This is a genomic window from Geoalkalibacter ferrihydriticus DSM 17813 (genome assembly GCF_000820505.1).
GTDB classification, from domain to species: Bacteria; Desulfobacterota; Desulfuromonadia; order Desulfuromonadales; family Geoalkalibacteraceae; genus Geoalkalibacter; species Geoalkalibacter ferrihydriticus.
The window spans coordinates 183190-201828 of record NZ_JWJD01000004.1; the positions used below are offsets into that span (position 1 = coordinate 183190).

Annotated in this window: 17 protein-coding genes, 1 pseudogene and 1 riboswitch; of the genes and pseudogenes, 11 read left to right on the top strand and 7 right to left on the bottom strand. The window is 60.0% G+C overall.

Annotation, left to right across the window (positions count from 1 at the left end):
* Positions 1–22 precede the first annotated feature (22 nt).
* From GFER_RS11860 to murI, 6 genes are all read right to left on the bottom strand, one after another.
* Positions 23–961 carry a transketolase family protein gene (locus GFER_RS11860; protein ID WP_040099873.1) on the bottom strand — a complete coding sequence of 313 codons (939 nt, stop codon included), beginning with the start codon at positions 959–961 and terminating at the stop codon, positions 23–25.
* A gap of 64 nt (positions 962–1025) precedes the next feature.
* Complete coding sequence (locus tag GFER_RS11865; RefSeq protein ID WP_040099874.1) at positions 1026–1853, bottom strand: transketolase; 828 nt, start codon at positions 1851–1853, stop codon at positions 1026–1028.
* 56 nt (positions 1854–1909) lie between these two features.
* Complete coding sequence (locus tag GFER_RS11870; RefSeq protein WP_040099875.1) at positions 1910–2302, bottom strand: hypothetical protein; 393 nt, start codon at positions 2300–2302, stop codon at positions 1910–1912.
* Between the two features lie 88 nt (positions 2303–2390).
* Positions 2391–4784, bottom strand: a complete 2394-nt coding sequence (locus GFER_RS11875) for a homocysteine S-methyltransferase family protein (RefSeq protein WP_040099876.1) — start codon at positions 4782–4784, stop codon at positions 2391–2393.
* The gene (locus tag GFER_RS11880) at positions 4781–5404 is read right to left on the bottom strand and encodes a GerMN domain-containing protein (protein WP_052446339.1); all 624 of its coding nucleotides are present in this window, start codon (positions 5402–5404) and stop codon (positions 4781–4783) included. The genes GFER_RS11875 and GFER_RS11880 overlap by 4 nt, the downstream gene beginning before the upstream one ends.
* Positions 5405–5533: 129 nt before the next feature.
* Positions 5534–6334: a glutamate racemase gene (murI, locus tag GFER_RS11885; protein ID WP_235264088.1), complete on the bottom strand. Its 801-nt coding sequence runs from the start codon at positions 6332–6334 to the stop codon at positions 5534–5536.
* Between the two features lie 213 nt (positions 6335–6547).
* Between murI and GFER_RS11890 the strand changes: the two genes are divergently transcribed.
* From GFER_RS11890 to GFER_RS11920, 7 genes are all read left to right on the top strand, one after another.
* Entirely contained in the window at positions 6548–6880 is a 333-nt protein-coding gene (locus GFER_RS11890) for a hypothetical protein (RefSeq protein ID WP_040099878.1), read from the top strand.
* 52 nt (positions 6881–6932) lie between these two features.
* Positions 6933–7913 carry a 2-hydroxyacyl-CoA dehydratase family protein gene (locus GFER_RS11895; protein WP_040099879.1) on the top strand — a complete coding sequence of 327 codons (981 nt, stop codon included), beginning with the start codon at positions 6933–6935 and terminating at the stop codon, positions 7911–7913.
* Positions 7910–8686 (top strand): acyl-CoA dehydratase activase, encoded by a 777-nt coding sequence (locus GFER_RS11900; RefSeq protein WP_040099880.1) that lies wholly within the window; start codon positions 7910–7912, stop codon positions 8684–8686. Before GFER_RS11895 ends, GFER_RS11900 begins: the two co-directional genes overlap by 4 nt.
* A 46-nt stretch (positions 8687–8732) precedes the next feature.
* A complete protein-coding gene (locus tag GFER_RS11905; protein WP_040099881.1) occupies positions 8733–8999 on the top strand; it encodes a cytochrome c in 267 nt (88 codons plus the stop codon).
* Between the two features lie 379 nt (positions 9000–9378).
* Positions 9379–10395, top strand: a complete 1017-nt coding sequence (locus tag GFER_RS11910; RefSeq protein WP_040099882.1) for a peptidylprolyl isomerase — start codon at positions 9379–9381, stop codon at positions 10393–10395.
* A gap of 82 nt (positions 10396–10477) precedes the next feature.
* Positions 10478–10552, top strand: a riboswitch (cyclic di-GMP riboswitch).
* Positions 10553–10800: 248 nt separating this feature from the next.
* A complete protein-coding gene (locus GFER_RS11915) occupies positions 10801–12417 on the top strand; it encodes a hypothetical protein (RefSeq protein WP_040099883.1) in 1617 nt (538 codons plus the stop codon).
* A 137-nt stretch (positions 12418–12554) separates the two neighbouring features.
* Positions 12555–13829 carry a S8 family peptidase gene (locus GFER_RS11920; RefSeq protein WP_052446340.1) on the top strand — a complete coding sequence of 425 codons (1275 nt, stop codon included), beginning with the start codon at positions 12555–12557 and terminating at the stop codon, positions 13827–13829.
* Positions 13830–14205: 376 nt separating this feature from the next.
* Here GFER_RS11920 and nikR read toward each other — a convergent pair whose 3' ends face one another.
* Positions 14206–14625 carry a nickel-responsive transcriptional regulator NikR gene (gene nikR, locus GFER_RS11925; protein WP_040099884.1) on the bottom strand — a complete coding sequence of 140 codons (420 nt, stop codon included), beginning with the start codon at positions 14623–14625 and terminating at the stop codon, positions 14206–14208.
* Between the two features lie 282 nt (positions 14626–14907).
* On the opposite strand from nikR, the pseudogene GFER_RS11930 reads away from it, so the two are divergent.
* The 4 genes and pseudogenes from GFER_RS11930 (at position 14908) to GFER_RS11950 (ending at position 18639) form a co-directional block, all read left to right on the top strand.
* Positions 14908–17067: pseudogene (locus GFER_RS11930) on the top strand (ribonucleoside triphosphate reductase).
* A 3-nt stretch (positions 17068–17070) separates the two neighbouring features.
* Positions 17071–17769 carry an anaerobic ribonucleoside-triphosphate reductase activating protein gene (locus GFER_RS11940; protein WP_040099887.1) on the top strand — a complete coding sequence of 233 codons (699 nt, stop codon included), beginning with the start codon at positions 17071–17073 and terminating at the stop codon, positions 17767–17769.
* Positions 17770–17961: 192 nt separating this feature from the next.
* On the top strand, positions 17962–18291 hold the full coding sequence (locus GFER_RS11945) for a hypothetical protein (protein ID WP_040099888.1): 330 nt from the start codon (positions 17962–17964) through the stop codon (positions 18289–18291).
* A gap of 3 nt (positions 18292–18294) precedes the next feature.
* Positions 18295–18639: a hypothetical protein gene (locus tag GFER_RS11950; RefSeq protein ID WP_040099889.1), complete on the top strand. Its 345-nt coding sequence runs from the start codon at positions 18295–18297 to the stop codon at positions 18637–18639.

Sequence of the window (18639 nt, forward strand, 5' to 3'; positions counted from 1 at the left end):
GATCGAAACCTTTCCACCCCACCTAACGGATGCGCTTTTTCTGAATAACCCTCTCGGCCGCCTCGACCAGTTCGGCCGCCGTCAATCCGTAATAAGCCAGCAACTCCTCGGCGGTGCCTGATTGTCCGAAGACATCGCGCAGCCCGATTCGTTCCACCGGCACCGGATAACCCTCGGCCACCACTTCACACACCGCGCCGCCCAGACCGCCGATAACGGAGTGCTCCTCGGCTGTCACCAGCGCACCGGTTTCACGCGCCGCCTGCAAAAGCAGATCGACATCCAGAGGTTTGATGGATCCCATGTGCACGACGCGCGCATCGATGCCGCCTGCGGCGAGAATCTCCGCCGCCGCCAGCGCCTGTGCCGTCATCAGGCCGGTGGTGACAAAGGTCAGATCCTTGCCTGGGCGCAGCAGACGCCCCTTGCCTATGGAAAACTCGGTATTCTCGGGAAACACCTGCGGCACCTTGGAGCGCCCCAGACGCATGTAAACAGGTCCGTCATAAGCGGCGACAGCCCGCACCGCGGCAGCGGTTTCCGGCCCGTCGGCGGGGCAGAGCACCACCATGTTGGGCAGCGCCCGCATGATGGCCAGATCTTCCACGGATTGGTGAGAACCGCCGTCTTCACCGACAGTGATGCCGCCGTGGGTAGCGACCACCTTGACATTCAGGCGCGGATAAGCCAGGGATTGGCGAATCTGCTCAAATGCGCGCCCGGAGGCAAATACGGCAAAGGTTGAAGCGAAAGGGATCTGACCACCGGCCGCCAAGCCGGCCGCCATCCCCACCATGTTGGCCTCGGCGATGCCGGCGTTGAAAAAGCGCTCGGGGAATTCTTTGGCGAACTGGGCGGTCTTGGTCGAGCCGGACAGGTCGGCATCGAGCACGACGATGGAAGAGTTTTCGCGGCCGAGTTCCACCAGGGTCCGGCCGTAAGCGTCACGCGTTGCAATCATGGGCTGCGAGTTCCTTTATGCAAGAGCTTAAAAAATGAGGTCCGCGGGCCGGCCTGATCATGGCTCAGGCGTGGCCCAGGTGCTCCAGGGCGCGCTCAAGTTCCTCGTCGCTGGGCGGCACGCCGTGGTAGCTGGCCTTGTGCTCGAAGAAAGGCACACCTTTGCCCTTGACCGTGCGCGCGATAATCAGGGTCGGGCGGCCGCTGCAGTCGGCGGCATCGGCTAGGGCGCGGGCAATGGCATCAAGGTCGTGACCATCGACTTCCAGAACGTGCCAACCGAAAGCCAGAAACTTTGGACCCAGGGGCGCCACGCGCATGACTTTGTCGACTTCGCCGTCGATCTGCAAACCATTCCAATCAAGCAGCGCGCACAGGTTGTCAACGCCGTAATGGGCGGCGGCCATGGCCGCTTCCCAGATCTGGCCTTCCTGCACCTCGCCGTCGCCGAGCAGGCAATAGGTACGGCTCTTGCGCCCCTGCAGACGCGCCGCCAGGGCCATGCCCACCGCCTGGGACAGGCCCTGCCCCAAAGAACCGGTGCAGACTTCAACTCCGGGGGTTTTTCGCATGTCGGGATGGCCCTGCAAGTGACTGCCGAGGCGCCGCAGGGTTTTGAGATCCTCAGCCGGAAAATAACCGGCCTGAGCCAGGCACGCATAAAGGGCCGGCGCCGCATGCCCCTTGGAAAGGACGAAACGGTCACGGTCGACCCAGTGCGGATTGCTGGGGTCGTGACGCATCTGGTGAAAAAACAGCACCGTCAAGGCATCAATGGCCGAAAGACTGCCACCGGTATGACCCGAGCGGGCCGCGTTGAGCATCTTGAGTACATCGACCCGCAATTGGCGGGCCTGTTCGCCAAGTTCCTGCAGCTGCAATTCGTCGAGCATGGTAGATCGATCTCCTTTGAGGGCGCCGGGCCGGAACAGATACGGGCCCAAATGGTCTAGAGGTCCTTGTCAGTAAGATAGGAAAAAATAAGATCATCAAGACTGGTGGGTTGCGCATCCGGGGCCGGCGGCGCAACCCGAGGTTGATCCGCACCTGCCGGGGAGTCGCAAGCGGCGCCGGGAATCCGCGCCGCGATCAGTGCGTCGAAGCCCCCATCCTTAAGCCGGCGCAACATGGTTTTGTGCTGCTCCTTCATGAGGTCTTCGACAACGGAGGCCAAACGATCGGCTTTGATGATGTCGGCGTAAGATGTCTTTTTGCTGGCGATGATGGTGCCGCCGCGATAGAGCAGAGTTATGATAAACGGGTTCTTCTGTCCGCCATCTTCGGTCTGGACATGATAGAGTTCGCCCTCATAGCGAACATTGTGATTGAACCCAACGACCATCGCAACTCTCATGAAACCAGTGGAAAATCAATCCCTTGATAACACACTCCGCGAAATGGCGCAACCCTGTTTCCGCCATTTAACAAAATTATTTAATAAGGAGCCTCTTTATTTTCTCCACGGCGGCCATGGCGTCGCCGCCATAAAGGTCGGCGCCGATGCGCGCGGCATATTCTTCCGTGACGACCGCGCCGCCGACCAGGGTAAAGGCCTTGATCCCTTCGTCGCGCAAACGCTGGAGGGTATGCTCCATCTGCGCCAGGGTGGTGGTCATGAGCGCCGAGAGTCCGACGGCATCTACCTGGCGCTCACGTGCAACGGAAACAATGCGCTCGGCGGGCACATTCTTGCCCAGGTCGATGACTTCGAAGCCGTGATTTTCCAGCAGGGTGCAGACGATATTCTTTCCGATGTCATGGATATCGCCTTCCACGGTCGCCATAAGGATGCGTCCCAGGCGCGGACCCATCTCGCCCGGCATGCGCTCCTTGATGCGGGCGAAGGCGGCATGCATGGTTTCTGCGGACAACATGACCTGGGGCAGAAAGATCTGCTTGGCACCGAAGCGCCGCCCGATCTCTTCGAGTCCGGGCAGCAACCCCTCGTTGCTGATGGTCATGGCCTCGAGTCCCTCGGCAAATGCCTGGTCCACCAGGGCCGCGACACCTTCGCGATCGCCTTCGATAATCGCCGTGGCCAAGCGATCTCGAATCCCCGCGCCCCCCTCGGCCAAGGGCACGGCCAGGGGCGCGGTCACACCGCTGTAATGGGCGATGAATTCCTCGGCCCGCACGTCCCGACCCAACAACACCATGGCGGCGCGAAAGCTGTCCATCATTCGCTCTTCTTTGGGATTGATGATGGCGAGATCCAGTCCGGCCTCAAGAGCCATGGCAAAAAACGCCGAGGAAAGAATGATCCGGCTGGGCAGTCCGTAGGAGATATTGCTGACCCCCAGCACCGTCGCCAAACCCAGTTCGGACTTCACCTGGCGCAGGGTACGCAGAGTTTCCGGCGCCCCCTTCTGCTCGGCGGACACGGTCAACACCAGCCCGTCTATCACCACATCACAGGCCGGCAATCCAGCCTGCTGCGCGGCCTGCAGAATCTTGCGGGCAATGGCGACGCGACCTTCGGCGGTGGCCGGGATTCCTTCCGCGTCCAGGGCCAGACCGATGACCGCCGCTCCGTACTTGCGGGCCAGGGGCAAAACAGCCCGCAGGCTTTTTTCTTCGCCCGACACCGAATTGATGAGCACCTTGCCATCCACCGCCTTGAGCGCCCGCTCCAAAGCCAAAGGGTCGGAGGAATCAAGAACCAGGGGCGCGGCCGCCACGCCGGCGACCGCGAACACCGCTCGCTCCAGGGCTGCCGGCTCGTCCACTCCCGGCGCGCCGCAGTTGATGTCGAGCAGCGCCGCCCCGGCCGCCGTCTGCTCCTGGGCCTCGCGGCGGATGTAGCCGGTCTTGCCCTCGCGCAGCTCAGCGGAATAGGCTTTTTTCCCCGTAGGATTGATGCGTTCGCCGATCACCGCGCAGGGGGCCGTACCGCCGACCGGCACGACCGCGCCGCGGCTGGAAAGAAATAAGCGACGCGGCGGTGGCGTCCAGGATTGATCGCGCCCCTGGAGGGCGGCACGCATGGCATGGATATGGGTGGGCGTTGTACCGCAGCAGCCGCCGATGACGCGCACTCCCAGCGCAATCATGCGACCGTGAAAAGCTGTCATATCCTCAGGCGTTCCGGGAAAAACGGTCTGGCCATCGACCAGCTGGGGCAGGCCGGCATTGGCCTGGGAAATGAGCGGAAGATGGCAGACCGCGCGCATTTTTTCCAGCAGAGCGACAATCCCTTCAGGCCCCAGCCCGCAATTGGAGCCGATTACATCCACGCCGAGGCCTTCGAGAGTCACAGCCGCGGCCTCCGGCGGCGTACCAAGAACGGTGCGACCACCGTCGTCGAAAGTCATTTGTGCAATGATCGGCAGTTCGGAAAATTCACGACAGGCAACCACCGCGGCGCGCAATTCACGAATATCGAGGAAAGTTTCACAGCTCAGCAGATCGGCGCCGGCATCGACCGCAGCCCGCACCTGCTCACCGAAAACCTCCACCATTTCATCGAACCCGGCATCGCCCACCGGCTCCAGAAAACGCCCCGTCGGCCCCAGAGACAGGGAGACAAAGCCTTCACCGGCCGCGGACCGCGCCAGTTCGACCGCCCGCGCGTTGATCTCGCGAACCCTGTGCTCCAAGCCGTAATGCCCGAGCTTGACGCGGTTGCCGCCGAAAGTGTTGGTCACGATAATGTCGGCACCGGCCTGGGCATATTCGCGATGTACGGCGGCCACCACGTCGGGCGCGGCGAGATTCATCTCCTCGGGACAGCCTCCGGGCGCCAGTCCCCGCTCCTGCAGCATGGTGCCCATGGCGCCGTCAAGAACCAGCACACGCTCTTTTAGGGCCTGAAGAAAACGACTCATTGGATTCCCCCTTGGGCAGGCGATGTGGAAAGATCATCACTGCCGCCAACGCCCAGGGGCGGACGGCCGTAACGAAAATCAGCCGGCACCGGCGCGCGCAGATCGACATGACCCTTAAGCGACTCCACCGCCTGACCGGCAACGAGAATACGCACCTGGCGCAGATGCGGAAAATTGACCGCCAAGGTGTTGGCCAGGCCGTAAACGGTCAGCAGTTCCGAGATGCTTCCGCCGGGATGGCGCGTTACCAGGTCGCGGGTGAAGTCGACGGTTACCGTCTCCTCATCAAAAGCCACGCCCAGGACACGGGTTTGCGGCGGCAGCACCGGTATCAGATCGGCGCGCGGGCCCTTGATCAAGGCTTCAATCACCGCATGAACGCACTTCTCGTTATCGGGACAGTCCGGCATCTCGCGCTGCTCGGCCACCAGGAACTCACCCTGAAGGTCGGCAAAATAGAGAATAATTTCACGCATTGCCGGTGCCTCGGCAGGGGTCTCGACACCCTTTTGCGCGGGCGCGAACCAGCCCGCCTTGCCTGCCCAAAACGCCAGCGCGCCAACCACCAGCAGTAAAACAACCAGCCCGGCAATCCATTTACCGGTGCGATCAAAGATCATGGCGTACCCCTTGCCTTTTCCTCTATTAATTGTGTTACGCCCAATCGCGCCGCGGGACGTGGCGGTTGAGTACCGCCGTGAATGTCTGAGCCGCGGGCGAGTTATTGGCCGCAAGCGATACCGGCGCCGCTAACCGATTTCGACCTGCTTGACACCCCCCAGAGGTGCGCCCCAAAAAGTGCCGCCGACGCGCTCGAAACGCTCCGGTACGTCGGTCACGAAAAAACGGTGTGGACCGGGCGGCGAGCGTCGCAACAGATCTTGCTCGGCCAGTGCCCGGGCCACAGTCGCGGCCGTTTCTTCCGCCGAGTCGACCAGTGCCACCTCGGGGCCGAAAAAATCTCCGAGAATAAGTTTAAGCAGGGGATAGTGCGTACAACCCAGCACCAGCGCATCGATTTTTTCGGCGGCCAGGCCCGTCAGGTACTCCTGTGCAACCAGACGGGCAATGGGATGCTCAGACCAGCCCTCCTCCGCCAGGGGCACAAACAGGGGACAGGCCGTCGTACTCACCTGAATTCGCGAATCAAGGGCCTGGATAGCCCGGGTATATGCGCTGCTCTTGATGGTGCCTTCGGTGCCGATCACGCCCACGCGCCGACTGTGCGTCAACTGAACCGCACGCGCGGCGCCTGGCTGGATAACACCGAAGACGGGGATCTGAAAACGCTCTTCCAGCACCGGCAGCGCCACCGCCGAGGCGGTGTTGCAGGCGACCACCAGCACCTTGACGCCAAGGGCGGTGAGAAAACCCGCCGCCTCCTGGGCATAGCGAGTAACGGTTGAACCACTCTTCGTCCCGTAAGGAACCCGCGCGGTGTCGCCCAAATAGATCAACTCTTCATCAGGCAGCAGGCGGGACAGCTCTTTTAGTACCGTCAACCCCCCGACGCCGGAGTCGAAAACGCCTATCGCACGTTCGGAAACCACTGCCGTGTCCATCCTCTCCGGAAATGCCCGAGCCCCTGTGACGCACCCCCGAAAAAACCAATTATTTTCCAAGGATTCAAGCCAGGGAATGGTAGAAAAGCGACCCGACAAAGTCAAGAGAAATGGCGGTTTTTGACTTCCTCCCAAAATGGAAAACTGCTATAGTCAGAATTTGGCTCCACGGCAGACCTCGTTAACCCGCAAAGGCTCGACATGGACTGGTCAGGCATAACAGAGTTTTTCCGTCACCTGCGAACCGACCGCATCCTTGACACTCTGCGCCAGTGGAATCTCGGCGAACTCATTGCCACCCCCTGGTTCCTCGGCTCGGTCCTGGCGCTGGCACTGACAGCCTTCTTCCTGCGCCGGCGCATGCTGCTGGCAATAATTCTTGGCGCTGCGGGATTCGCCTGGCTGACTTCCTATACCCTGGAGCGCGGCACCTCCCTGGAGGGCGGATCCAACGAAGGACTGCTGGTCTTTGTCGGTGGCGGCGTGGTCTTGGTGGGCGTGGTTCTCTACCTGGTATTTATTCGCTCCGACTGAAAGCTGTCCGCTGGACCAGGATCGTTTACCCACTCTTTTTCGCAGAAGCCCAATGATTGGATTTACCACAACAATTCCCCTGGAGATTCTGGTCGCCGCCGGACGTCGCTCCGCTGACCTCAACAATCTCTTCATTACCGATCCCGACCCTCAGGCGCTCATCGAAGACGCCGAGGTCGCCGGCTTCCCACGCAACATCTGCGGCTGGATCAAAGGACTCTACGGCACAGTGCTGCGTCATGGCATCTCCGAAGTCATCGCCGTGACCGAAGGCGACTGCTCCAACACCCAGGCGCTGATGGAAGTTCTGACCCTGCAAGGGGTAAGGACCATCCCCTTCGCCTACCCATATGACCGCTCGCGAGAGACGTTGGCACTGGAGATCAGCAAGCTGGCACGGCACTTCGGCGTGGACAAGGAGCAGATCGAAGCAGCCCGCAGCCGCCTTGACCAACTGCGCCGCAAAGTCCACGAAATCGACCGCCTGACGTGGCAGGAAAACCGAGTGAGCGGCGAGGAGAATCACCTGTTTCAGGTCTGCACATCCGACATGAAGGGCGACATCTGCGGCTTCGAGCAGGAGATCGACTCTTTTCTGGGCAAGGTCCGCCTGCGCCCTCCTTTCGCCGAAAAGATTCGCTTGGCCTATATGGGCGTTCCGCCCATCGTTACCGACCTCTATCCGCGCCTGGAAGAGATGGGGGCGCGCGTGGTCTTCAATGAAACCCAACGCCAGTTCTCCATGCCCTATCTTTGTGCCGACATCGAAGAGCAATACCGGCGCTACACCTATCCCTATGACATCTTCGCCCGCCTCGACGATATCGAAGAACAGATCGCTTTACGCCGGGTTGACGGGATCATCCACTACGTTCAATCTTTTTGCTTCCGCCAGATCGAGGATCTCATTGTGCGCAAACGCCTGAAAGTGCCGGTGCTCACCCTTGAAGGCGACCGGCCCGGCCCCCTCGACGCCCGCAGCCGCATCCGCATTGAAGGATTTCTCGAAATGCTCAAGGCCCGCAAACCATGACGACACTCGGAATCGACCTGGGCAGCCGCAAGGTCAAAATCGCCGCTCTGCGGGCAGGCGAAATCCTGTGGCTGCGCGACTTTGACACCATCCCCTTCTACAAGAGCTACGGCGGCCTGCACAAGGGGCACCTGACCATCGACTTTGCCGCGCTGGAATTGTTCCAGGACGGCGATGCGCCCGCGGCGATGGTGGCCACGGGCTACGGCCGCAACACCATCAACCTTCAGGGCGCCCGCGTCATCCCCGAAATCCAGGCGCATGTCGCCGGCGCGCGCTTCCAGACCGGTTGTGATACGTTCACCCTCATCGACCTGGGCGGCCAGGACACCAAGGTGGCGCGGGTGGAAGAGGGCATTCTTCAGGACTTTCTGATGAACGACAAATGCGCCGCCAGTTCCGGCCGCTATCTTGAAAACATGGCCCAGGTACTCGACATCGACCTTGACGAACTGGCCCGCTATGCCGATAATCCAGTAGCTCTCGATGCCACCTGCGGTATTTTTGGCGAAAGCGAACTGATCGGCAAAATTGTCGAAGGGCACCCCCTGCCGCACCTGTGTGCCGGCATCAACGCAACCCTGGTCAAGCGGGTAATGCCCATGCTGCGCCGCTTTCCCCAGGACGTACTGTTGGTCACCGGGGGCGTGGCGCGCAACCAGGCATTTCGGCAACTTCTGCAACAGGCCGTCGCGGCCCGCCTGCTGATGCCGCCACACCCGCAGCACAACGGCGCCATCGGCTGCGCGATCCTCGCCTCGACCTCAAGTTGAACGACACAACCGACCACACCGCCTCGCACTTTGAAAGGAACACATAATGAAACTCAAAAAACGCGACATCCTCCTGGTAACAATCGGCGCGGCAATCGTTGTCTTTCTTCTGTCCGCCCCGCCTGCAACCACCAACCCGGTCCCATACGACGACACTCACCGGCAGTATTACGACCTGGCGCGCGATGAAGGCAAAAAATCGGCTGAGAGGTTCTGTGAAGACTGCCACAACCAGGACATGATGCCGCTGCCCGAAGGGCATCCGCCCAAATACCGCTGCCTGTTCTGCCATAGACTTGAGCGCGACAAATAGCCATTCACCGCCATTTGCCGACACGTGGCCGGTCCTTTGGCGGATCGACTCGGCCGACAACCCGAGCACAGAGTGGCCACAAAACCGTTGCCCCTTTTTAACATTAAATTTCGCCCCGCTTCTTTATTGAAAACGCTTTCATCTCTCAGAAAAACAAACGGGCAAGAAAAGAAAAAGATTAACAGGCCCGAACACTTAGAAAATCGACCACGGGGAACACCAGCACGCCCCTTGAGCTTGACCACTTACCGAAGCCGTCGGCAGCATGGCGAAAACTTCCTCGGCCATCTTGCGGTTTTTTGTCTGGCACATTAAGTTCATAACCGACAGCGTATGCCCTGCGGACTTCCAACACACGGCAAAAGGTTTGACTCAAATCATGACTCAGCAAAACACCCATCACGCACAGACCGGCAGCCTCGCGACCTTTTTCGCCCCCCTACTAGTGGCGGCGCTGGCCTGCATTCTCGTGGCGACCGCTGCAAAGGCCGCCGACGACACCCGCGAAGTTGCCGCGCGCGTCAATGGCGCCCCCATTTACATGGACCAGGTAACCCCTCTGGTTGAGAGCCAGTTGCAGCGCAATCCGCGCATCGCCGAGCAGGCCAGGGGAGAAGCCCTGCTGCACGACATGCATATGAGGGCCTTGAATCAACTGATTGATGTTGAGTTGCTTTACCAGGCAGGAAGCGAAATCGAGATTCCGGATGCTCAGGAACAGATCGCGGCCTATGTCGACCACTATCGCGCCAACAACCTGACCGCGAATCTGAGTGAAGAGCAAATGCATGCGGCGGCTCATCGCCAGGTTCAAGTCAACGCTTACTACCTCAGCCGGGGCCTTGATGATCCCGAGGTGCCCGAAGAGCGAATCCGCGCCTTTTTCGAACAGAACAAGCAGGACTTCACCCAGCAGCCATCCATCGAGGTCCGCCACATCCTGATCAAAGCAGATCCCGATGGGCCGGACGAAGATACGGCAAAAGCCCGAGGGCGCATGCAGGAAGCGCTGGATCGCTTGAATCAGGGTGAGGACTTTTCCAAGGTCGCACAGGATCTTTCTGAGTGTGCGAGCGCCGCCGAGGGTGGCCATCTTGGCCATGTCGAGCGAGGAAGCATGCCGCCGGAATTCATCGATGCCGGATTTTCCCTGCCCGTCGGTGACCTGAGCCGCGTTGTTCAGACCCGCTTTGGTTTTCACGTTCTCCAGGTTCTTGACAAAAATCCCGGCGGCGCGCCGTCTTACGAAGACATGCGCGATTTCTACCGGACGTTTTTGCAAAAGCAGTTGCGCGAAGAATTGCTCGCCCAGGAATTTGCCCTGCTCCGTGAGCGGGCCGAGATCGAAATTTATCTGCCGCAGCGCGCCACCACGCCCATGCGCGGCACACGCTGAGCCGGCTCAAAAGTCTAGTGAGTGTATTGACAAACTGAGCATTACGGACGATACTTCAGCCTATCCGTCTTGCTCGACCACAGTCGGACAAAGCCAAACCCGTCGCGAGGCGGGGACGGAAAGCCACGGGTCTCTTGCAGACAGCCGGGTTGCCCTTCAGCAGAAAGGGGCAACCCGGCTGTTTTTTTTTGGTTCCGTTTCATAACCGGCGATTCGGACAATTGATCTTTCAGGGCAAAATTACACAAAGGAGGTGAACCCAAGCAGTTCGACCACACCCGAAAACCCATTTCTGCAATCAGTGTCACTGCCATTTTTAAGTTGTAACTGTCATTGGTCTATCTTTGCTGCTGTACCGTCTCATCAATGAATGTCTCTGAACAAGGACACAAGGGAGTAAAGGGTATGAAAAAAAACATTACTAAAGTTCTGGCTTTTGCCGCCGTCCTGGCCTTCAGCCTGGTCGCCACCACCCAGGCAGCGGTACCGCCTCCGCCGGCCAACCAATTCGTCGGCTTTCCCGACACCGTCTTCGCCAATGTTTCAGAAGCCGACTGCCGCGCCTGCCACGGCGCCACGCCGCCTGAAGGCGTACCGGTCGACACGACCTATCTGCCGGATCGCCACCACCTGCTGATCGGTACGGCGATCCCGCCCAACAGCGTCGTGCCCCATCCGGAATTCGGCACCTCCTACATGTGCTTCAGCTGTCACGGACTGACGATGACCGGCACGGATCCCGGCAACGAATTTGAATTCGACGAATTCCGCAATTGCTCCACCTGCCATACCGACGCCTCGCCTCACCACCTGACCAGCGCTGCCCAGATCGGCGACTGCCGCATTTGCCACGGCGCGGTGGTCGACAACGGCCTGCTTCCGGAAAACCGCGAAGTCCGCAACGGCGTCGAAGTTCCCGTGTGGCTGCCCACCTACAATCCCAGCCTGATCACCCCTTGGCCGAGCCGCAAAAACGGCGACTCGGCCTCGGCGGGCAACTGCACCTTCTGCCACGCACCCAGCCCGCAGCAGGCGACGGGGTTGAATCGCGGATTTGCCATCGACCCGATGAGCGGCGTCATGGTCTACAACAACGCCGACACGCATCATCTTCCCGGCTTTATGGGTGACAATGCGGACGCCAAATGCTCCTGGTGCCACCCCGGCGGCTCGCCTTTCCCGATCAATGCCATGAGCATCCGGACCTGCCAGAACTGCCACGGCATCCCCTCGCTGCACAACATTCAGTATGACAATACCGGCGACGGCATCATGCCCGGCCAGATGGATCCCTGGTACGGCCATATCGGCAACAACCTCGACTGCATGGGTTGCCACGCCTCTTCCGCTTTCGGCGCCTCCGCCGCGGACATCGGCAATACCGTACCGCAGATCAACAGCATGACCAGCTATGTCATCATCGAGGGCACGGAAGTCGATGTTGAACTGAGCGGTTTCGGCTTCATCAGCCGCACTTTTGCGGGCAATGAATACGTCGCGACAGTGGTCCTTACGGACAAATCCGGCACTACCTATGAGCTGGCGCCCAAGTCCGTTTCGCCCACCAGCATCGAAGTGACCGTTCCTGCCTATCTGCCCGCCGCCACCTATCGCGTGGTGGCCCAGAAGGCCGACAAGGTTTCCAGGCCCGAGATTCTGGTCATCAAGCCCCTGGTGGCCATTGACAGCGCCGACATTCAAAACAACGGCGACATCGTCATTGCCGGTCAGGGCTTCGGCATTGAGCCCCCGCAGAACGTCCGCAACCTGGGCGTCGAAGTCGCAGGCGCCAAAGCTCAGGTGCTTTCCTGGAACGAGGACCGCATCGTCGTTTCCGCCGCCAACGCTCAGGCAGGTCAGACGGTTGAAGTTCTCTCCACCTTTGCCGTGTCCACACAGCTGACCGGCGAAGCTGCTCCTCCCGTTGTCGAGGAGCCTCCCGTTGTCGAGCCTCCCGCAGACAAAAACCGCGGCCGCAGCAAGGCCGACGAAAAGTCCAACAGCAGCAGAAGAGGGCGCTAAGGCGTTAGCCGCACCTCAGAACCTTAAATGTTCAAAATTATTCTGATATGAGCCATGGGGGGACGTTAAAGCGTCCCCCCGTTTTTCTTGCCGGACCACCCTGGAAGCTTTAACCCCTTACGGGAGTCTCACCCAACATGAAAATTTTTCCCTTGGCACTTTTTGTCCTGGGCTTGCTCGTTTTTTTTCCTGCCGCTCAGACCCAAGCCACGCAGACAAAGGAATATCTGGTCGGCTTTCACAGCCCTGCCCTGGCCGCTGAACAAGGCAAAGCACTCGGCAAGGATCGCCGCAGCAACCGCAGCATGCGCAGGCTGCCTATCCTCACCCTGGCCCTTGATGAAGCCGAGGCCGAGGCGTTGGGCCGCAACCCAGGGGTCGCCTATATCGAAGAAAACCGTTGGGTGCAGGCCATCGATCCGACCCTGGGAGCCGAGTATTCCAACAGCTGGGGAGTTACCCACATCGGCGGCATGAGTGTGCATGAGAAGGGCTATTTCGGCCAGGGCGTGCGTATTGCGGTTCTCGATACCGGCATCGACTACACGCATCCGGACCTGATGTTTCGCTATGCCGGCGGCTACAATTTCGTGTTCGACGATGCCGACCCCATGGATGATAGCTCCAGCAGTCACGGCACCCATACCGCCGGCATTATCGCCGCAGAGCTCAACGGCATCGGAGTGGTGGGGGTCGCGCCGCGTGCGCGTCTCTATGGCGTCAAGGTGCTGGACGGCGCGGGGTTCGGTACACTGGAGTGGCTGATTGCGGGTATCGACTGGGCCATAGACAACCAGATGGACATCATCAACCTGAGCCTCGCCTTCGATTTAGACTCCCCCGCCGTCCGCGACGCTTGTGATCGCGCCTTTGCCGCCGGAATCCTGCTGGTTGCCGCCGCCGGAAACACCAATGGCTCCGCCGCCCTGTATCCCGCCGCCTACGATTCGGTCATTGCGGTCAACGCCACCTCCGGCGACGATCAGCTCGCCGCTATCTCCGCCATCGATCCCCGCATCGAACTGGCGGCCCCCGGTGTTGATGTCGTGTCCACCGCGCGCGGCAATGAATACCTCTCCCACATCGGCACCTCGCAGGCCGCGCCGCATGTCACCGGTGTCGCCGCGCTGATTCTCGCCGCCGGCATCGAGGATGCCAACAACGATGGACGCCTGGCGGACGACGTGCGCCTGCGCTTGCAGCAGACCGCCGTGTCTTTGGGGGAAGCCGGTCGCGATTCTTTCTACGGATTTGGGCGGGTCGATGCCGTAGCCGCACTTGAACTTGCAACCGCTCCGCCCCCGCCCGCCCCCGTCGTCAAAGAAAAGAAGGAAAAAAGACTCAAGCGGGCGGAAATTATCCGGACCGTCCCCCCAGGCCCTGGAAAATCCCACCCGGCGCGCTCCCGCTGAACCCGCCTGCCGCCCTGGTGAGGCCGCACTTGCCTCGACGAAAAAAAGCCGCTCCTTCCGAGCGGCTTTTTTCGTTTCAACAAACGTAACTATTCAGCGGCAACGTCCGACGGTACCGCAGGGTGCGGCAGTTGAGTGCTGCGGCAAATGTTTGAGCCGCAGGTGATTTTTTGCCGCACGCGATGCCGCCGTACCCTGCGGTGCATGCTGAACAGTTACCTAACTTATTCAGTTGCAAGCAATGCTTGCGCGGCCGGCGCTGAATGCGAAACAATTTCTCTGCAAATTGACGTATTTCGTCACGGAACCCGCGGATATTGAGAGAGGCGAAAAACGCGAACTTTCTTCGCCGCGCCGTTGCGACGCAAGACAACCCTCAGAGCAACCCCTTGCCGGTGGTCGTTGTCACCAGCTTGCCGTGCTTGACGCCCTTGGTGCCGATGAGTTCGTCGGCCAGGCGCCGCACTTCGCCGACCCTGCCTTTGACCACCACCACCTCAAGACAGTGGTGGGTATCGAGGTGGACATGCAGAGCCGAGATAATGGCGTCATGATGGCTGTGCTGCTGCTCGGTGAGTTTGTCGGCGAGATCGCGGGTGTGATGATCGTAAACCAGGGTGACCGTGCCGACCGTTTCTTCATTTTCGTCGGCCCACTGCTGTTCGACCAGGGCGTTGCGAATCAGATCGCGAATGGCTTCAGAACGATTGCTGTAGCCCTTGTCTGCAATCAGGTCGTCAAAGCGCTGCAACAACCGATCGTCGATGGATATACCGAAGCGGATGGTTTCGGACATGGCGAACCTCCAGGTGGGGATAAACGAACGAATTTTTCTAGCACGCCCGCCGCCAGGGGTCAAGGGCGCAAGATCCATGGAGAAATTCCTTCCCGTGGGTCATTCGCTCAGGCCTTATCCACAGGCTGTCCACCGCAGGATCACAACATCTGGTGCCCCGAACACAACTTCTAATCTACATCTTGGGTTTTTTGCCTTGACTCACAGCGACTCTGTGCTAAATTCAGCCAGTTGCCAAAGCGCCGCGGGGCGCCGTGAGTCCAACAGAGGGAGTTTGTAACTATGTTGAAATTTATCCGCAAGCGCGATGGGCGCCTGGTACCCTTCGAGGAGAAAAAAATCGGAGAGGCCATCCAGAAGGCGGTGCGCGCGGTGGGCGGCAGCGACATGAATCGCGCATCCGGCATCGCGCGCCAGGTGGTGGGCATCCTGGAAGTCATCTACAAGGATGAGCGCATTCCCACCGTCGAAAACGTGCAGGATCTGGTTGAGAAGATTCTCATCGAAAACGGTCACGCCCAGGTCGCCAAGGCCTATATTCTTTACCGAAACCAGCACGAGAGCCTGCGTCGCACACAGGAATTCATGCGTGAGTCCATCGAGTCCATCGACTCCTATCTCGCCCAGGAGGACTGGCGGGTCAACGAAAACGCCAACATGGGCTACTCCCTGCAGGGGCTCAACAATCATATCGCCAGCAACATCACCAGCAACTACTGGCTCAACAAAATCTACCCCGAGTACATCGCCGCGCCGCATCGCAATGCCGATCTACACCTTCACGACCTCGGCATGCTCTCGGTTTATTGCTGCGGCTGGGACCTCAAAGAGGTGCTGCTCAAAGGCTTCACCGGCGCCTACGGCAAGGTGCAGAGCGGCCCGCCCAAACACTTCCGCACCGCCCTCGGGCAGGTGGTCAACTTTTTCTACACCCTGCAGGGCGAGGCCGCCGGCGCCCAGGCCTTCGCCAATTTCGACACCCTTCTGGCACCCTTCATTCGCTACGACGGCCTCGGCTTTACCGAGGTCAAGCAGGCCATGCAGGAGTTCATCTTCAACATGAACGTGCCGACCCGGGTCGGTTTCCAGACGCCCTTTACCAATGTCACCATGGACATGACTCCGCCTTCGACCCTGGCCGGCGAAGGGGTAATTATCGGCGGACGGCTGACTGAAGCCACCTACGGCGAATTCCAAGAGGAGATGGACCTCTTCAATCGCGCCTTCTGCGAAGTGATGATGGCGGGCGACGCCTCGGGGCGCATCTTCTCTTTTCCCATCCCGACCTACAATCTGACACGCGAACTGGACTGGGAGAGCACCCGCTTCCAGCCCATATGGGAGATGACCGCCAAGTACGGCATTCCCTATTTCAGCAACTTCATCAATTCGGACATGAGTCCCGAGGACGCGCGCTCCATGTGCTGCCGCCTACGTCTCGACAACCGCGAGTTGCGGCGGCGCGGCGGCGGACTGTTCGGCAGCAACCCGTTGACCGGCTCCATCGGCGTGGTGACCCTCAACCTGCCGCGCGCCGCCTATCTGGCTGATTCCAAGGAAGCCTTTTTCGCGCGCATTGGCGAATTGATGGACATCGCGCGCGACTCTCTGGAGATCAAGCGCAAGCAGCTTGAGCGCTTCACCGAGCACGGCCTCTACCCTTACAGCCGTTTTTACCTCGACGGCATCAAAGAGCGCTCGGGAAATTTTTGGGACAATCACTTCTCCACCATCGGCCTGATCGGCATGAACGAAGCCTGTCTCAACCTTCTCGGCCGCGACATCACGACCCCGGCCGGAAATGCCCTGGCGGTGGAAACCCTGGAATTCATGCGCACCAAGCTGGAAGCCTACCAGGAAGAAACCGGGCACCTGTACAACCTGGAAGCCACCCCCGGCGAAGGCACCAGCTTTCGTCTGGCGCGCGCCGATCATGAGCGCTACCCCGAAATTCTGGCCGCAGGCCATGAGCAACCCTACTATACCAACAGCACCCAACTGCCGGTGGGCAGCACCGATGATATCTTCCAGGCCCTGCGTCATCAGGACCAGTTGCAGACCCGCTACACCGGCGGCACGGTATTTCACGGCTTCCTCGGCGAGCGCCTCGACGACTGGCAAAGCGCACGCCTGCTGGCGCGGCGCATCGCCGAGAATTTCCACCTGCCCTACTTCACCATCACACCGACCTTCACCATCTGCCCCGAACATGGCTACATTGCCGGCGAGCACTTCGAATGCCCGCACTCTGGGCATGGCCAGGCGGCCTGACATTCACCTGCGGAGGAGAACATCATGAACCCCAAATGCGAAGCAAAGGTTGAAGTCTATTCCCGCGTCTGCGGATTTTTCCGCCCCGTGCAGCAATGGAACAAAGGCAAGAAAGAAGAATTCCGCGACCGCCGTGAATTTCTTGTCGAGCAGAGCAACGGCAAAGGCTGATTCATGGGCATCAAAGGATTCCAGGGAACCAGCCTGCTTGATTTCCCCGGCCGCATCGCCTCCCTGGTCTTTTTCGGCGGGTGCAATCTCACCTGCCCCTTCTGCCACAATCCATCCCTGGTGCTGACGCCGGAGGATCACCCCGATTACCCCCCGCAGGTGCTGCTGGGGGAACTCGCGGAGCGCCGTGCTTTCATAGACGGCGCCGTGGTCTCCGGCGGCGAGCCGACCCTCGACCCTGAACTGCCGGGGTTTCTGCGCCAGATCAAGGCCCTTGGCCTGCTGGTCAAGCTCGACACCAACGGTCTGGCGCCGGATATGCTCGCAAGCCTGATTGATGAAGAACTTCTCGATTATGTGGCTCTCGATGTCAAGACCGCCCCAAGCCGTTACGGCGAGCTGCATCGCGCCCCCGTCGACCTCGACCTGCTGCCGCGCAGTGTGCAGTTGCTTAAATCCAGCGCGCTTGATTACGAATTCCGCACCACCTGCGTTCCCGGCTTCGTCGAGGAGAGTGACATTCGCGCTCTTGGCGAGCTCTTGACGGGGGGCCGGCGCTGGGTCCTGCAACAGTTCGTCCCCCAGCACTCGCTTGCACTGCCTCTGCGGAAAATCACCTCACATCCCCCCGCCAAGCTGCATCAAATGGCGGCCATCGCCCGCGACCATGTTGCCGAGGTGAAACTGCGCGGCATCGAATAAGCACGTCCCGCCTTGAGCCTGCCCCCCCGGCAGAATTTGCGCTGAAACTACACCTTGACACCTTCTCTTAGCTTTTTTATCCTGCCAGTGATACAATATCCGAATTCGTAGCATTCAAAGGTTGCCGCCAGGCGCTTGCTCAACCCGTTTGACTTAGTTGCCAAGATGAGTTTTCAATTCAGGAGATCGTCCATGAAAAAATTTGTCTGTCCGATTCCGGCGGCGCTTTTGCTCCTCGTCCTGACATCGACATCGGTCTGGGCCCACGGGATGAGCATTTTCGCCTACGTCGACAACCAGGTTGTTTACACCGAGAGCTATTTCTCCAACGGCCAGGCGGTGCGCCAGGGACGCGTGCTGGTCTTCGACAGCGAGAGGAACCCATTGTTGGAAGGCGAAACCGACGATGAAGGTCTGTTTGACTTTCCCGTTCCCAAGATTGATGATCTGACCCTCGTCATCGAAGCCGGAATGGGTCATAAGGCGGTTTTTGTTCTTGAAAAATCCGCAGTGCAGGAATAATCCATGCGCTGGGCCCTACGAACCCTTAGCCTGGGAGCCTGCCTGATGCTGCTGAGCGGGACATTGACGCCGCTTTCCGCCAAGGCCGCCACCGCCCTACCGGAGGAAGCCGCCGTCTCAGCACCGCAGGAGAATTCCTGCGGCGAGGTGCTGGTTTTGCTGCGGCAGCAGAACCAAGATCTCGCGCGCGACATGCGCCGCCTGCATCGCGAGTTGGCGGCCCTGCGCCACGAACTGGAACAACCCGGCCTGAAGGAAATTTTCAGTGGCATCGGCTATATCTTCGGCCTGTGCGGAGTGGCGTTCTTTTTTCTGGGCCGCAAAAGCCGCGCCGAAGACGGGGGATAA

Coding starts and splice junctions, on each gene's coding strand:
- GFER_RS11860 (WP_040099873.1), bottom strand. CDS start 961: ATGATTGCAACGCGTGACGCTTACGGCCGGACCCTGGTGGAACTCGGC.
- GFER_RS11865 (WP_040099874.1), bottom strand. CDS start 1,853: ATGCTCGACGAATTGCAGCTGCAGGAACTTGGCGAACAGGCCCGCCAA.
- GFER_RS11870 (WP_040099875.1), bottom strand. CDS start 2,302: ATGGTCGTTGGGTTCAATCACAATGTTCGCTATGAGGGCGAACTCTAT.
- GFER_RS11875 (WP_040099876.1), bottom strand. CDS start 4,784: ATGAGTCGTTTTCTTCAGGCCCTAAAAGAGCGTGTGCTGGTTCTTGAC.
- GFER_RS11880 (WP_052446339.1), bottom strand. CDS start 5,404: ATGATCTTTGATCGCACCGGTAAATGGATTGCCGGGCTGGTTGTTTTA.
- GFER_RS11890 (WP_040099878.1), top strand. CDS start 6,548: ATGGACTGGTCAGGCATAACAGAGTTTTTCCGTCACCTGCGAACCGAC.
- GFER_RS11895 (WP_040099879.1), top strand. CDS start 6,933: ATGATTGGATTTACCACAACAATTCCCCTGGAGATTCTGGTCGCCGCC.
- GFER_RS11900 (WP_040099880.1), top strand. CDS start 7,910: ATGACGACACTCGGAATCGACCTGGGCAGCCGCAAGGTCAAAATCGCC.
- GFER_RS11905 (WP_040099881.1), top strand. CDS start 8,733: ATGAAACTCAAAAAACGCGACATCCTCCTGGTAACAATCGGCGCGGCA.
- GFER_RS11910 (WP_040099882.1), top strand. CDS start 9,379: ATGACTCAGCAAAACACCCATCACGCACAGACCGGCAGCCTCGCGACC.
- GFER_RS11915 (WP_040099883.1), top strand. CDS start 10,801: ATGAAAAAAAACATTACTAAAGTTCTGGCTTTTGCCGCCGTCCTGGCC.
- GFER_RS11920 (WP_052446340.1), top strand. CDS start 12,555: ATGAAAATTTTTCCCTTGGCACTTTTTGTCCTGGGCTTGCTCGTTTTT.
- nikR (WP_040099884.1), bottom strand. CDS start 14,625: ATGTCCGAAACCATCCGCTTCGGTATATCCATCGACGATCGGTTGTTG.
- GFER_RS11940 (WP_040099887.1), top strand. CDS start 17,071: ATGGGCATCAAAGGATTCCAGGGAACCAGCCTGCTTGATTTCCCCGGC.
- GFER_RS11945 (WP_040099888.1), top strand. CDS start 17,962: ATGAAAAAATTTGTCTGTCCGATTCCGGCGGCGCTTTTGCTCCTCGTC.
- GFER_RS11950 (WP_040099889.1), top strand. CDS start 18,295: ATGCGCTGGGCCCTACGAACCCTTAGCCTGGGAGCCTGCCTGATGCTG.